The sequence below is a fragment of the Amycolatopsis nigrescens CSC17Ta-90 genome (genome assembly GCF_000384315.1).
Classification (GTDB): Bacteria; Actinomycetota; Actinomycetes; order Mycobacteriales; family Pseudonocardiaceae; genus Amycolatopsis; species Amycolatopsis nigrescens.
Genome location: NZ_ARVW01000001.1, coordinates 3,707,380 through 3,719,372 on the forward strand (window position 1 = coordinate 3,707,380; position 11,993 = coordinate 3,719,372).

The following is an 11,993-nucleotide window of genomic DNA, read 5'->3' on the forward strand; positions in this document are numbered from 1 at the left end:
GTTAGGGGGTGCATCACCACTCTGGGTTAAGTGATTTGGGTCACGACCAGTGCTTTCAGTAGCACTTCTGGCTGACCGTCATGGCGGTACCGTGTGGCATGCCCACCGCACTGGTCACCGGCGCGAGCGCCGGCATCGGCACCGAGTTCGCCCGCCAGCTCGCCGCCGACGGCTACCACCTGGTGCTGGTCGCCAGGGCCAAGGACCGGCTCGACGCGATCGCCGACGAGCTCGCCGCACGGCATGCCATCGACGCCGAGGCGCTGCCGGCCGACCTGTCCACCGCCGAAGGTCGGGCCGCGGTGGCCGAGCGGCTCACCACCGGCGAGATCGATCTGCTGGTGAACAACGCCGGGTTCGGCATCGCCGACCCGTTCCCCGAGGCCGACCTGGTGGAGCTGCAACGGCAGCTCGACGTGAACGTCACCGCGGTGCTCCAGCTGACCAGGGCCGCGTTGCCCGCCATGCTCGCGCGCGGGCGCGGTGACGTGCTCAACGTGGCCAGCGTGGCCGGGTTCCTGTCCGGCCACGAGGTCACCTACAGCGCGAGCAAGAACTGGGTGGTCTCGTTCAGCGAAGGACTGGCCGGCACCGTTCGCGGCACCGGCGTCCGGGTGATGGCGCTGTGCCCAGGGTTCACCCTCACCGAGTTCCACGAGCGCGCCGGGGTGCGCCGCACGGTGCCCGGGTTCATGTGGCTGAGCGCGGCGCGGGTCGTCCGCGGCGGACTGGCCGATCTCCGGCGCGGCAAGGTGATCTCGGTGCCGTCACCGCACTACAAGGCCATGGTCGCGTTGATCGGCATCACGCCCCGGCCGGTGCTGCGGGCGCTCGGCGGCCGGGTCTCGGCTCGCGAGCGAATCTGAGCCGACGTGTCGGGCCGTCGCCGGGCGCGGATATGAGAGGCTTCCGGCGTGCTGAAATCGGGTTTGGACCAAGGCGCGAAACTGGAGCTGGCCAGGCTGGTCACCGAGCTGTCCGTGGTGCACGGCAAGGTGACGCTGTCCTCGGGCAAGGAAGCCGACTACTACGTGGACCTGCGGCGGGCCACCCTGCACCACGCGGCCGCTCCGCTGATCGGGCGGCTGCTCCGCCAGCTCACCGCGGACTGGGAGTTCGTGGCCGTCGGCGGACTGACGCTCGGCGCCGATCCGGTGGCCGCCGCGATGCTGCACTCGGCCGCGGCCGACGACGTGGTGCTGGACGCCTTCGTGGTGCGCAAGAGCGTCAAGGAGCACGGCATGCAGCGCCGGATCGAGGGGATGGAGGTGGCCGGCCAGCGGGTGCTCGCGGTCGAGGACACCTCCACCACCGGCGGCAGCGTGCTGACCGCGGTGGAGGCGCTGAACGAGGCCGGCGCGACCGTGGTCGGCGTGGCCACCGTGGTGGACCGCGGCACCGGCGCCCGCGAGGCCATCGAGCGGGCCGGCTTCGAATACCGCTACCTGCTCGACCTGGACGACCTCGGACTGTCCTGAAGCCCGCGTGCGCGAACGGCCGCATCGGCGGCCGTTCGCGCCACGCCTGCCGCTACTTCTTGAAGACGTCCTTGACCTTCTCGGCCGCGTCCTTGAGACCCGCCTTGGCCTGGTCCACCTTGCCCTCGCCCTCGAGCTGCTCGTCGCCGGTGGCCTTGCCGGCCGCCTCCTTGGCCTTGCCGCCGAGGTCGTCCGCCTTGTTGCCGATCTTGTCGCCGAATGACACTGCCGTACCTCCTCCTGTTGCCCGGCACCGCGGGAGTGCGTGCCGCTGGTCGATGGACCCCGCGACCGGCCCGTTCGGCACGGCGATGTCCCCGTGATGGGTGTCACCGCGAATTCGACCGTGACGTTTCGCGGGCAACGGTGTCGTAGTCGAGAGGAGGTGCCGTGACCGCGATGACGGGCGCGCAGAGCGCGCAGGCTGGAGCGGGCCCACCGCTCGACGACGCGACGCTGGTCAGCCGCGCCCGCGAGGGTGACGTGCGCGCCTACGAACAGCTGGTGCTGCGGTATCAGGGCCCGATCTTCCGGCTCGCGGTGCGCATGCTGGCCAGCCGCACCGACGCCGAGGACGTGGTGCAGGAGGTGTTCCTGACCGCATGGCGCCGGCTGGCCCAGCTGAGCGAGGACGCCGCGTTCGTCGGCTGGCTATACCGGGCGGCCACGAACCGGTGCCTGAACGTGCTCCGGTCCCGGCGCCCGGAGGTGGAGCTGGACTTCGAGGTCGCGGACCCGCCGCAGCGCGGTGGGCAGCCGGAGCACGCCGCGCAGGTGAGCGAGCAGCTGGTCGCGCTGAACCGGGCGTTGCAGCAGCTCACCCCGCAGCAGCGGGCGTGCTGGCTGTTGCGGGAGGTCCATGGCCGGTCGTACGAGGAGATCGGCGAGATTGTGGGAACGAACAGCACTGCGGTACGCGGTCGCATCGCGCGGGCACGGGCCCAGTTGGCAGAGGTGATGCGGCCATGGCGGTGAACCGGGCGACCGGCGGCTACGAGCTGCCGTGCGAGCGCGACCTGGAGCAGGTCTGGGAGCGGCTGGACGCGGTGGACCAGGGCCTGGCCGACGAGCACGAGCTGAGTTGCCCGCACTGCCGGACGGCGCGGGAAAGCCTGCGGGCGCTGCGGGAGGTCACCGGCGAGCTGGCCGCGGAGCTGGAGGAGCCGCCGCCGGACCTGGTCGGCCGGATCATGTCCGCGGTGCGGGCGGAGGTGCGGCGCGGGCACATGATGCGGCTGCCCAGCACCGAACCCGGCGTGGTGGAGGTGAGCGAGCAGGCGGTCGCGGTGGTGCTGCGGTACGCCGCGGACGCGGTGCCGGGGGTGCGGGCCCGCCGCTGCCGGGTGCGCACGGTCGGCATCGGCGACGGCGGTGAGAGCCTGGTCGAGGTCGAGCTGACCCTCGCCGTGGGGATGCGCAACGTGGCCGGTGGTGAGGCGTTGGAACAGGTGCGGGAGCGGGTCGGTGCGGCCGCCACGGCCAGGGTGGGTCTCCGGCTGGTGGCACTGGACCTGGTCGTCGAAGATGTCTACGACGAGGACGGGGCGTGAGCGGACCCGCGCCGAGTCACGGCATCTGGCGGCCGACCGCGTGCGGACTCGTGGAGGAACCGGCATGAGTGTGGACCCGACCGGGCTGCGCACCGAGTACGTCATCAGCGACACCGTGGTGGCGAGCGTGGCGGCCCGCGCGGCGGCCGCCACACCCGGCGTGGTGCGCACCGAGCCGGGGCTGGTCGGACTGGTCAGCGCCTGGGGGCGGACCGCAAGGCAGCGCTGGAAGGGACTGACCCCGGCACCGGCGGACGGGGTGAGCGTGCGGTTCGAGAACGACACCGCGGACACCGTCTCGGTGCGGGTGGATCTGGTGGTCGGCAGCGCGGACCAGGCGGCGGCCGTCGCGCAGGCGGTGCAGCGCGCCGTGTCGCGGGCCGTGCTGGCGGCGACCGGGCTGAACGTCAGCACCGTCGATGTGTCTATTTTGGACATTGAACCGGGGGCGAGATGACCGCGACCGAACTGACCGGGAAGCTGCTCGCCGCGCTGGCCGGGGTGACCGGCCTGCGCCCTGCCACCCCGGCCGATCCGCCGACCGCGTCCTGGATGTGGTGGGACTGGGACTCGCTCGCGATCGATCTGGACGAGGACGCGGTGCGAATCCGGCTGGTCGCCACCGAGCTGCCGTTGCCGCCGCTGCTGCACCGCGCCACCGAGGCGATCCGCCCGGTTCTGGCAGGAACCCGGTGGGAGAACGCCATTCTGCGGTTGGTGGTCACCGATATCGATGGGGCCGCGTTCACCGGTACGTGAGACCCAGACCACACGATCGGGTCGTGACTTTCCTTTTTCCGCTGTGTCCAACAGATATCGGGTAGCCAAGAGGTCCCGGCCCACAGCAGAAACAAAGGGAGTCCGAAGATGACCACCGCTTCCGCAGACAAGACCACCGAAAAGACCAACTCGGCCGTGACCAAGGCCGCCACCGGCGACGGCGCGCTGGTGACCAAACAGGGCTCCACCACCATCGCGGACGCCGTGGTGCAGAAGATCGCCGGCCTCGCCGCGCGTGAGGTCAGCGGCGTGCACGCCCTCGGCGGCGGTACCGCCCGTGCGTTCGGCGCGCTGCGGGAGCGGATCCCCGGCGCCAGCGCGAGTGCCAGCCAGGGCGTTTCCGTTGAGGTGGGCGAGAAGCAGGCCGCGGTCGACCTGCAGGTGCTGGTCGAGTACGGAGTGTCCATTGCGGACCTGGCGCGTTCGGTGCGCAAGAACGTGATCAACGCGATCGAGCAGATGACCGGGCTGGAAGTGGTCGAGGTCAACATCAACGTGAACGACGTGCACATTCCGGGTGACGACGACGGCGAAGAGACCAGCGACCGGGTGCAGTGACGGTCCCTCCACCGACCAGCGACCGCGGGCCGTCGGGCCTGTCTTGGGAGACAAGCATGAACGCCACATTGCTCGGGCTCATCGCCGGACTGGCCCTCGGCTTCGCGGCCGCCTTCGGTGGCTTTTCCGCCTTCGTCGTCGTGCTGGTGCTCGGCGCGCTCGGACTGCTGGCCGGCCGTTGGCTGGACGGCAAGCTGGACCTGTCCGCGCTCACCGGCATCGGCCGTGACCGGGGCACGCGATGAGCACCGCGATCAGCGCGCCGCCGTCCGGCCGGCACCGTGCCGAAGACGCCGAACCCGAAGAGGAAACCGCCACCGAGGCCGAGCCGGAACGCGGCCGGACCACCCTGGAACCACGGGTGGTGGAGCGGATCGCCGCGCACGCCGTCACCGAGGTGGCCGGGGTCGGCGGGTCCGCCAGGCGGGTGCTCGGGGTGGCCGTCGGCAGCGAGGAGGCGGACCGCGCGGCCAGGGTGCGGGCCGAGGTCACGGCCGAGTCGGCCACCCTCGACGTGCGGCTTTCGGTGGCATACCCGGATTCGGTCGCGGCCACCACGGAACGGGCCCGCGCGCACCTGATCGAGCGCACCGGCGAGCTGACCGGGCTGGCCGTGCGCCGGGTGGACATCGTGGTCACCGCGCTGCACAGCGAGGAAACCGGGCAGCGGAGGGTGTCGTGATCCGCCGCCCGCGCCGGAGCGCCCCGGCCGTGCTGGTCGCGCTGGTGCTGCTCGCCGGTTGCGTGCTCGTCGCGACCGCGGCCATCCAGTACCTGGTCGGTGCGCCGCCGGTGTTCGGCTACGACGCGGTGGCCGGCGCGATCCACGACACCAGCTGGAACGAGCCGCCGGTGCTGATCGCCGGTGGCGTCGCGGTGCTGGCCGGGCTGGTGCTGCTCGCACTGGCGGTGCTGCCGGGGCGTCCGGTGGTGCTGCCGCTGGCCGGTGCCGGAGACCGGCTGGACTCCGGCGCGACCCGGCGCAGCATGCGCAGTTCGCTGCACGAAAGCGTCACCGCCGTGGACGGTGTCGCCGGCGCGAAGCTGAAGTTGCGGCGGAAGAAGGTGGCTGTGCAGGTGCGCACCCACCGCACCACCACCGACGGCATGGCCGACGCGGTCCGCGGCGCGCTCGAACAGCGGCTGGACCAGATCGCGCCGGTCACCCGACCGCGCACCCGGGTCCGGGTGGTCACCACGAGGAGCAGCAGATGAGCGGCCTGAACCGTCCCGCCAGGCTCAACCGGACCCTGCTCGCGCTGCTGGGGCTGGTGCTGCTGGCCGGTGGCGCGTTCGCGGTGGCGACCTATTACGGGCTGCTGCGCGTGCTCGACCCCGGCAGCGCGCTGATCCCGGCTCCGCCGGCCGCGCCGACCTGGGCTTACTACGCGGCCGCCGCGGTGGCCGTCGTGCTGGGCCTGCTCTGCCTGCGCTGGCTGCTCGCACAGGCCGCGCGCAAGCCGAAGACCAGCACCTGGCGGCTGGAGCGGCGCCCGGAACAGGGCAGCACCCGGCTCGACGCGGCGGTGGCGACCCAGCCGCTGGCCGAGGAGATCGAGGCCTACCCGGGGGTGCATTCGGTGCGCGCCACGCTGGCCGGTGCCCAGCAGTCGCCGTCGCTGTTCCTCGCGGTCGGCGCCGAGCGCGGGGCGGACCTCGGCGAGCTGCGGCGACGGATCGAAGGGCACGCGCTGCCCCGGCTGCGGCAAGCCCTGGACCTCGGCGAACTGCCGGCCGCGGTGGAGTTTCGGCTGACCGCGAAAACCGGTGCCAGGGCCCGCTGACCGGCGTAGCTTCAAAGCCGTGGAAAAGCCGCCGGACAAGCCAGCAGAGCCGGAGAGGCCCGGCCATCAGCCGCCGTTCCCGCGCCGCCGCAAGCCGCCGGACGCGCCGGAGCAGTACCCGCACGAGACCCCGTCGCCGTATCCGGGGCAGACCCCGCCGGACTTCCCGCCGGGGGTGACCCCGCCGGAGCCGCCGGAGACACGGTGATCAGGGACCACCCCTACGGGTAAAGCCAGGGGTCACTAGATCACTTTGTCGACCTGTTCTCAGGTTTCGGAGAGTATCCTCGAAGTCGGGCGCGAAGGGGGTATGTGCAGGTGTACGGGTTTCTGGCGGACGCGACGGTAGCGGTACACCTGCTCGCGCTGCTCTACATGGGCTTCGGTGGCTTCCTGGCGTGGCGCTGGCCGAAGAGCATCTTCGTGCACATCGGGTTCGCGGCCTGGGGCATCCTGGTCAACATCTTCCCCATTCCCTGCCCGTTCACCGCGCTGGAGAACTACTTCCGCCATCAGCAGGGCCTCGGTGACCTGCCCGGCGGCTTCAACGCCTACTACCTCTACGACACGGTGTTCCCCCGGTCGCTGCTGCCGATGGTGGCGCTGCTCGCCTTCGTCATCCTGGTCGTCTCCTACGTGGGCGCCTACCTGCGCTGGAAGCACCGCCACGACGCCCAGGACGCGTCGGCGCACGGGGTCCAGCTCGGCTGAGACACTTCCCGGGTGACGGTGGACGAGCAGCAGACCGGCCCGACCGAGTGGGGCGCGCGCGAAGACGTCGGTGTCGGGCCGTGGCCGGGGGCCTGGCCCGAGGGTGACCGGTACGACCCCGAGCTGCTGGCGGACGGCGACCGGCGCAACGTGGTGGACGCCTACCGCTACTGGCGGCGCGAGGCGATCGTGTCCGATGTGGATGCTCGGCGGCACCCGTTCCACGTGGCCATCGAGAACTTCCAGCACGACCACAACATCGGCACCGTGGTGCGCACCGCGAACGCGTTCGCCGCGGCCGCGGTGCACATCGTCGGCCGGCGCCGGTGGAATCGCCGCGGCGCCATGGTCACCGACCGCTACCAGCACCTGCTGCATCACGAGGACGTCACCGGCCTCGCCGAGTTCGCCGCCGCGAAAGGACTCGTCGTGGTCGGCGTGGACAACCGGCCGGGCGCGCGGCCGCTGGAGACCGCCGAACTGCCGCGTGACTGCGTGCTGCTGTTCGGCCAGGAGGGCCCCGGCCTGTCCGCGCCGGCGCAGGAGATGGCCGCGATGACCGTGTCCATCGCGCAGTTCGGCACCACCCGCTCGATCAACGCCGGGGTGGCCGCCGGCATCGTCATGCACGCCTGGATCCGCCGCCACGCCGACCTCGCCACCGCCTGGTGACCCCCTCAGCCACCCGACCTTTTCCGGCCCGGCGACCGAGCCCAACGTGACGTTCGGCCACTAGAACGAGCCGAACGTCACGTTGGGCCGGTTCGGTTGAGGGGAAAGGTCGGGTGTTTCCGGTCAGGCGGGGGTGACGTCGACCGGGATGCCGTTGAGCACGGCGGTGCCGGAGAGCGCGTCCAGCGGGCCGTCGTCGGTGACCAGGTTCGAGTTCACCCCGGCGTGCGCGGCGGCCACCGCGGTCCTGGTGCCCGGCAGGTCGTGGCCCCAGCCGTGCGGGATGCTCACCACCCCCGGCCGGATCTCGTCGGTCACCTCCACCGGCACCTCCACCTTGCCGGCGTGCGAGTTCACCACCGCGCGCCCGCCGTCGGTCAGCCCGAGCCGTCCGGCGTCGGCGGGGTGCACCTGCACGGTGCACTGGTTCTTCCCGCGCACCAAGGGTTCCAGGTTGTGCATCCAGGAGTTGTTCGAGCTCAGCTGCCGCCTGCCGATCAGCACCAGCCCGCCGTCCGGCGCGTTGCCCAGCTCCGCCGCGAGCCTCGGCAGGTCCGCGACGATCGCTTCCGGTGCCAGTTCGATCCGGCCGCTGGCGGTGCGCAGCACCTCGGGCACCCGTGGCCGCAGCGGGCCGAGGTCGATCCCGTGCGGTGCCGCCTCCAGGTCGGCCAGTGCCAGCTCGTACGGGCCCGCGCGCAGCATCAGGTCCAGCAGCCGTTCGGGGCCGGTCCGGTCCGGCGCCGGGGTCAGCCCGAGCTGCCCGGCCAGCCCGGCCGCGACGAACTCGTCCAGCGCGGCCAGGTCCGCGTCCGGTCCCTGGCCGGTGACCACCCCGGTCAGCCGCAGCAGGGTCTGCCACTCCTGCGGCACCTCGGTCGCCACCGCGGCCGGGGTCCAGTTCGCCACGTTGCGCACCGCGAACTGGTACAGCGCGAGGTCGTAGTGCGGCCGTTCCAGCGGGGTCGGGCCGGGCAGGATCACGTCCGCGTGCCGGCTCGTCTCGTTCAGGTATACGTCCACCGAGACCATGAAATCCAGTTCTCGCAACGCTTCGGCGAGGCGCGCGGAGTTCGGCGCGCTCAGGCAGGGGTTGCCGCCGATGGTGATCAGCGCCCGCACCTTGCCTTCGCCGGGGGTGCTGATCTCGTCGGCCATGGTGGCCACCGGCACTTCGCCGAGCACCTCCGGCAGCCCGCGCACCCTGGTCCGCCAGCGCCCGGACCGGAACGGCTTGCTCCGCACCGCGGCCACCGCCGCCGGCCGCGGGAACATCGCGCCGCCTTCGCGGTCCAGGTTGCCGGTGAGCACGTTCAGCACGTCCACCAGCCAGCTGGCCAGGGTGCCGAAAGCCTGGGTGGTGGTGCCGATCCGGCCGTAGACCGCGGCCCGTTCCGCGTCCGCCAGTTCGAGCGCCAGCCGGCGGATCACGTCCGCGTCCAGGCCGGTGTGCGGGGCGACGGCCTCCGGGGTGAACGGCTTGGCCAGCTCGCGCAGTTCGGTCAGGCCGTTGACCTGCCCGGCGAGTTCGCCGAGGGAAACCCGGTTCTCGGCGAACAGCACGCCGATCATGGCGAACAGCAGCAGCGCGTCGGTGCCGGGCCGGATCGCGTGGTGCTCGTCGGCCTGCGCCGCGGTGCGGGATCGCTTCGGGTCGACGACCACCAGCTTGCCGCCGCGGGCGCGGATGCCGCGCAGCCTGCCGCGGACGTCGGCGGCGGTCATCAGGCTGCCGTTGGACACCAGCGGGTTCGCGCCGAGCATCAGCAGGTAGCCGGTGCGATCGAGATCGGGCACCGGGATGGCCAGCGGGTCGCCGAACAGGTAGCCGGAGGAGTAGTGCTTCGGCAGCTGGTCGACCGAGCCGGCGGTGTAGAAGTTCCTGGTGCCGAGCGCTTTGAACAGCACCCGCCCGTAGAGCGTGCTGGCCAGGTTGTGCGCGGACGGATTGCCGGCGTAGACGGCCACCGAGTCCTTGCCGTGCTCGCCGATGATCCCGGGCAGTTTCGCGTCGATTTCGGCGAACGCCTCGTCCCAGCCGACCTCGGTGAACTCGCCGTCGCGCTTGACCAGCGGGGCGCGCAGGCGATCCGGGTCGTGGTGCAGCGCGCCGAGTGACGCGCCTTTCGGGCAGATGTAGCCGCGAGAGAAGACGTCCTCCGCGTCACCGCGTACGCCGACTACGCGCTGGGCGTCGTCGAAGGTGACGTCTAGGCCGCAGGTTGCTTCACAAAGCGGACAAGTGACCTGCGCTGTTGTCATCTTCGCATGGTATACATACCGCGCGGTATGTCCAGGGCTGCGCGAAAATGGGCCCATGGAGCCGGAATGGGCCGCGGCCGCCGAACGAGCGGTTCGCGGCAGGCATTTGCGCCGTGTCTGGGCCTTGCCCGGTACGGCGCTCGGTCGCAGCGGCTGGCCGCCCACCCCCGGCCAGCGGCTGCACCGTCACTGGAATTACTGGTGGCAAGCGCATTTGCTGGACTGCCTCGTCGACGCGCAGCTGCGCGCCCCGGAGCCTGCGCGGGCCCTGCTGATCGAGCGGTTCGTGAAATCGGTGCTGCGGCGCAACTTCGGCAAGTGGACCAACGACTACTACGACGACATCGCCTGGCTCGGCCTGGCGTTGGACCGCGCCGGCAAGGTGACCGGCCTGCCCGTGGACGAGCCCGTGTCGGTGATCCTGGCGCAACTGCGCGAAGGCTGGACGGAGGACGCGGGCGGCGGCATCTGGTGGCGGCGCGGGGACGAGTTCAAGAACGCGCCGGCGAACGGGCCCGCCGCGATCCTGCACGCACGCCGCGGCGAAACCGGGCGGGCCGCGGAACTGCTCGAATGGATGGAGACGCGGCTGGTCGACCCGGACACCGGGCTGGTCTGGGACGGCTTCCGGGTGGACACCGGCGAACTGGTGAAGCTCGTCTACACCTACTGCCAAGGTGTCTTCCTCGGCGCCTGCCTAGATCTGTCCGAAGTGGACTCCGCGCTCCGGACCATCCGCGCGGTGGTCGCGCACTGCGCGCCGGCCGGGGTGCTGCGCGGCCAGGGCGGCGGGGACGGCGGGCTGTTCGCCGGGATACTGGCCCGATATCTGGCACTGGCCGTGCACCGGCTGCCGCCGTGCCCGGAGGCGACGGCCGCGCGTTCGGTGGTGCTGAACTCGGCCGAAGCCTGCTGGCGCAGCGCCATGGTGGCCCCGCACGGCCCACTCTTCAGTCCAGAATGGACAGTAAAGGCCCCCATCTTGCCCTTACCCCAAGGCCATCCCGCCCGCGACCTTTCCGTCCAGGTCGGCGCCTGGCTCCTGCTCGAAGCCGCGCACACCCTAACCGGCAAATAGCCGGCTATTTGCCGGGTGGTGGGCAGCCGCAGGAGGAGCGGTGGCGCAGAGAAGGGGGCAAGCGGACGGTCTCCGGTTTGCGGTCCGGGTCGGCGATTCTGGCCAGCAGCAGCCGGACGGCCTGCCGCCCGATGGCCTCGATCGGCTGCGCCATCGTGGTCAGCGGCGGATCCACCAGATCGGCCCATTCCACGTCGTCGTATACCACCACCGGCAGGTCCCGGCCGATCCGCAGTTCGCGGCGGCGGGCCTCGTGCAGCACGCCGACCATCATGCTGTCGTTCGCCACCACCAGCGCGGTCGGCGGGTCGAGCTGGGCCAGCAGGGTGCGCAGCGCCTCGACCCCGCCCTCCCGCGAAGAATGCCCGCAGGCCACCAGTTCGGGTGTCCAGGACAGCCCGGCCCTGCCGAGGCCGAGCCGGTAGCCGAGGGTGCGCTCCTCGCTGGTGCTGAGCCCGGCCGCGCCGCTGATCAGGCCGATCCGCCGGTGCCCGAGCGACGCGAGGTGCTCGGTCAGCGCCGAGGTGGACTGGATGTTCTCCACCCCGACCTGGTCCACGTCGCCGCGGGTGGCCAGCCGGTCCATCAGCACGGTCGGCACGCCCAGCGAAACCAGCTCGCTGATCACCGCTCCGTCGCCCGGCGCCGGGGTGAGCAGCATGCCTTCCACCCGGCGCGAACGCAGGGTGCGCACGGTGTCCTGTTCGGTGGCGACGGTGTCGTGCGTGTCGGCGAGCAGCACGGTGTAGCCGGCTTCGGCGGCTTCGCGTTCGATGGCCTGGATCAGCATCGCGAAGTACGGGTTCGCCAGCAGGGAGATGGCCACCCCGATCGAGCGGGTGCCGCCGGTGACCAGCGAGCGCGCGATCGCGTCCCCGGTGTAGCCGGTCTGCTCGACCGCGGCCAGCACCGCCGCCCTGGTTTCCGGGGCGACCGCGCGGGTCCCGTTGACCACGTGTGAGACGGTGGTGATCGAAACCCCGGCTATCTCGGCGATGTCGCGCTGGGTCGGGCGCGAGGATCTCGGCTGTGGCAAGGCGTCCCCCGAGCGTCGCGGATGGTTCACTCGCAAGCGTTTGCGCAAACGCTTGCGAGATCAGCATAGGCGTGTCTACCTTCC

General features: G+C 71.6%; 18 protein-coding genes. 15 read left to right on the plus strand and 3 right to left on the minus strand.

Annotated elements, in window-relative coordinates; genetic code table 11:
• The first annotated feature begins 98 nt into the window (after positions 1–98).
• Positions 99–866 (plus strand): SDR family NAD(P)-dependent oxidoreductase, encoded by a 768-nt coding sequence (locus AMYNI_RS0117330; RefSeq protein ID WP_020669289.1) that lies wholly within the window; start codon positions 99–101, stop codon positions 864–866.
• Between the two features lie 48 nt (positions 867–914).
• The gene (gene pyrE, locus AMYNI_RS0117335; protein WP_020669290.1) at positions 915–1,478 is read left to right on the plus strand and encodes an orotate phosphoribosyltransferase; all 564 of its coding nucleotides are present in this window, start codon (positions 915–917) and stop codon (positions 1,476–1,478) included.
• A gap of 52 nt (positions 1,479–1,530) precedes the next feature.
• Here pyrE and AMYNI_RS44745 read toward each other — a convergent pair whose 3' ends face one another.
• Positions 1,531–1,704 (minus strand): CsbD family protein, encoded by a 174-nt coding sequence (locus AMYNI_RS44745; protein ID WP_020669291.1) that lies wholly within the window; start codon positions 1,702–1,704, stop codon positions 1,531–1,533.
• Between the two features lie 173 nt (positions 1,705–1,877).
• Between AMYNI_RS44745 and AMYNI_RS0117345 the strand changes: the two genes are divergently transcribed.
• The 12 genes from AMYNI_RS0117345 to AMYNI_RS0117395 all read left to right on the plus strand — a co-directional run bounded on the left by AMYNI_RS0117345 (position 1,878) and on the right by AMYNI_RS0117395 (position 7,533).
• Positions 1,878–2,453 carry an RNA polymerase sigma factor gene (locus AMYNI_RS0117345; RefSeq protein ID WP_026360573.1) on the plus strand — a complete coding sequence of 192 codons (576 nt, stop codon included), beginning with the start codon at positions 1,878–1,880 and terminating at the stop codon, positions 2,451–2,453.
• On the plus strand, positions 2,444–3,028 hold the full coding sequence (locus tag AMYNI_RS0117350; protein ID WP_020669293.1) for a hypothetical protein: 585 nt from the start codon (positions 2,444–2,446) through the stop codon (positions 3,026–3,028). Before AMYNI_RS0117345 ends, AMYNI_RS0117350 begins: the two co-directional genes overlap by 10 nt.
• 64 nt (positions 3,029–3,092) lie before the next feature.
• Positions 3,093–3,485 carry an Asp23/Gls24 family envelope stress response protein gene (locus AMYNI_RS0117355; protein ID WP_020669294.1) on the plus strand — a complete coding sequence of 131 codons (393 nt, stop codon included), beginning with the start codon at positions 3,093–3,095 and terminating at the stop codon, positions 3,483–3,485.
• Complete coding sequence (locus AMYNI_RS0117360) at positions 3,482–3,787, plus strand: hypothetical protein (protein ID WP_020669295.1); 306 nt, start codon at positions 3,482–3,484, stop codon at positions 3,785–3,787. The genes AMYNI_RS0117355 and AMYNI_RS0117360 overlap by 4 nt, the downstream gene beginning before the upstream one ends.
• Before the next feature lie 108 nt (positions 3,788–3,895).
• On the plus strand, positions 3,896–4,366 hold the full coding sequence (locus AMYNI_RS0117365; protein WP_020669296.1) for an Asp23/Gls24 family envelope stress response protein: 471 nt from the start codon (positions 3,896–3,898) through the stop codon (positions 4,364–4,366).
• 56 nt (positions 4,367–4,422) lie between these two features.
• Complete coding sequence (locus tag AMYNI_RS0117370) at positions 4,423–4,611, plus strand: hypothetical protein (protein ID WP_020669297.1); 189 nt, start codon at positions 4,423–4,425, stop codon at positions 4,609–4,611.
• The gene (locus AMYNI_RS44750; protein ID WP_020669298.1) at positions 4,608–5,048 is read left to right on the plus strand and encodes an Asp23/Gls24 family envelope stress response protein; all 441 of its coding nucleotides are present in this window, start codon (positions 4,608–4,610) and stop codon (positions 5,046–5,048) included. Before AMYNI_RS0117370 ends, AMYNI_RS44750 begins: the two co-directional genes overlap by 4 nt.
• The gene (locus tag AMYNI_RS0117380) at positions 5,045–5,581 is read left to right on the plus strand and encodes a DUF6286 domain-containing protein (protein ID WP_020669299.1); all 537 of its coding nucleotides are present in this window, start codon (positions 5,045–5,047) and stop codon (positions 5,579–5,581) included. The genes AMYNI_RS44750 and AMYNI_RS0117380 overlap by 4 nt, the downstream gene beginning before the upstream one ends.
• Complete coding sequence (locus tag AMYNI_RS0117385) at positions 5,578–6,150, plus strand: alkaline shock response membrane anchor protein AmaP (protein WP_020669300.1); 573 nt, start codon at positions 5,578–5,580, stop codon at positions 6,148–6,150. The genes AMYNI_RS0117380 and AMYNI_RS0117385 overlap by 4 nt, the downstream gene beginning before the upstream one ends.
• A 19-nt stretch (positions 6,151–6,169) precedes the next feature.
• Positions 6,170–6,358, plus strand: coding sequence for a hypothetical protein (locus tag AMYNI_RS49080; RefSeq protein ID WP_157357390.1), 189 nt, complete (start codon positions 6,170–6,172; stop codon positions 6,356–6,358).
• Between the two features lie 110 nt (positions 6,359–6,468).
• A complete protein-coding gene (locus AMYNI_RS0117390; RefSeq protein WP_026360574.1) occupies positions 6,469–6,861 on the plus strand; it encodes a DUF2784 domain-containing protein in 393 nt (130 codons plus the stop codon).
• 12 nt (positions 6,862–6,873) lie between these two features.
• Complete coding sequence (locus AMYNI_RS0117395; protein WP_020669302.1) at positions 6,874–7,533, plus strand: TrmH family RNA methyltransferase; 660 nt, start codon at positions 6,874–6,876, stop codon at positions 7,531–7,533.
• A 123-nt stretch (positions 7,534–7,656) separates the two neighbouring features.
• Here AMYNI_RS0117395 and AMYNI_RS0117400 read toward each other — a convergent pair whose 3' ends face one another.
• Positions 7,657–9,795, minus strand: coding sequence for a molybdopterin-dependent oxidoreductase (locus tag AMYNI_RS0117400; protein WP_020669303.1), 2,139 nt, complete (start codon positions 9,793–9,795; stop codon positions 7,657–7,659).
• Positions 9,796–9,850: 55 nt separating this feature from the next.
• On the opposite strand from AMYNI_RS0117400, the gene AMYNI_RS0117405 reads away from it, so the two are divergent.
• Positions 9,851–10,873, plus strand: a complete 1,023-nt coding sequence (locus tag AMYNI_RS0117405) for a glycoside hydrolase family 76 protein (protein ID WP_026360575.1) — start codon at positions 9,851–9,853, stop codon at positions 10,871–10,873.
• A 4-nt stretch (positions 10,874–10,877) separates the two neighbouring features.
• Here the strand turns inward: AMYNI_RS0117405 and AMYNI_RS0117410 are convergent, their stop codons facing one another.
• On the minus strand, positions 10,878–11,909 hold the full coding sequence (locus tag AMYNI_RS0117410) for a LacI family DNA-binding transcriptional regulator (RefSeq protein ID WP_026360576.1): 1,032 nt from the start codon (positions 11,907–11,909) through the stop codon (positions 10,878–10,880).
• Positions 11,910–11,993: the final 84 nt, after the last annotated feature.